General features: G+C 76.4%; 1 protein-coding gene. It reads right to left on the bottom strand.

What is annotated here, in order from left to right; all coding sequences use genetic code 11:
- Positions 1-1,235 (bottom strand): acyltransferase domain-containing protein (locus AB0L34_RS34040; RefSeq protein ID WP_363709786.1); only part of this gene is annotated, 1,235 nt, incomplete at both ends.

The following is a 1,235-nucleotide window of genomic DNA, read 5'->3' as shown; positions in this document are numbered from 1 at the left end:
ATCGCGGTCAGCACGCTCTGCGGGCCGACCTCCAGGAACGTGCCGACTCCCGCGGCCCGCAGCGCGGCCACCCCGTCGGCGTGACGGACGGCCTCGCGGACGTGCCGCACCCAGTAGTCGACCGTCCGGATCTCGTCGCCGTCGGCGAGCGCGCCGGTCACGTTCGACACGACCGGCAGCGCCGGCTCGGCGAAGGTCAGCCCGTCGAGGACCGTGCGGAACTCGGCGAGCAGCGGCTCCATCAGCGGGCTGTGGAACGCGTGGCTGACGGTCAGCCGACGGGTGCGTACCCCCCGGTCCTTCCAGGTCTGCTCCACCTCGTCGAGGGCGTCGACCGCGCCGGAGACGACGACGGACGTCGGCCCGTTGACGGCGGCGACGCCGACGCGGTCGGCCAGCCCGTCCAGTGTCGGCAGCACGTCGGCCTCCGACGCGTTGACGGCCAGCATCCCGCCACCGGCCGGCAGGGCCTGCATCAGCCGGCCCCGCGCGGCGACCAGGGCGCACGCGTCGCTCAGGGACAGCACCCCGGCGACGTGCGCGGCGGTGATCTCCCCGATCGAGTGCCCGCCGACGAACTCCGGCACCACCCCGAACGACTCGACCAGCCGGAACAGCGCGACCTCGACGGCGAACAGCCCGGCCTGGGTGAACACCGTCTGGTCCAGCAGGTCCGCCTCCGGCGATCCCGCCTCCGCGAAGAGCACGGTCTTCAACGGCTGCGGCAGCAGCGGGTCCAGGTGCCCGCACACCTCGTCCAGCGTGGACGCGAACACCGGGAACGCCGCGTACAGCTCCCGGCCCATGCCGGCGCGCTGCGCGCCCTGCCCGGAGAACAGCACCGCGAGCGAGCCCCGGTCCCCGGCCTGGCCGGCGACCACCGCGCCGGACGGCTCTCCGGCCGCCAGGGCGCGCAGCCCGGCCAGCAGGTCGTCCCGGCCCGCGGCGGCGATGACGGCCCGGTGGTCGAGGGCGGACCGGGAGGCCACCGACGAGTACGCGAAGTCGAGGGGGCGCAGGGCCTCGTCGGCGGCGATCCGGGCGGCCCAGTTGCCCGCCTGGGCGGCGAGCGCGGCGGCGTCGCGGGCCGACACCGTCACCGGCACGACGGGGCGCTCCACCGCCGGGGCGGCGTCGGCCTCGACGGGGGCGGGGGCCTGCTCCAGGATGGTGTGCGCGTTGGTGCCGGACACGCCGAACGACGACACCGCCGCCCGGCGGGGGCGGTCCACCGC

Source organism: Micromonospora sp. NPDC052213, from assembly GCF_040679695.1.
Taxonomy (GTDB): Bacteria; Actinomycetota; Actinomycetes; order Mycobacteriales; family Micromonosporaceae; genus Micromonospora.
Note: the sequence above shows the minus strand (reverse complement) of the source record. Positions and strands in the feature narration are given on the sequence as shown.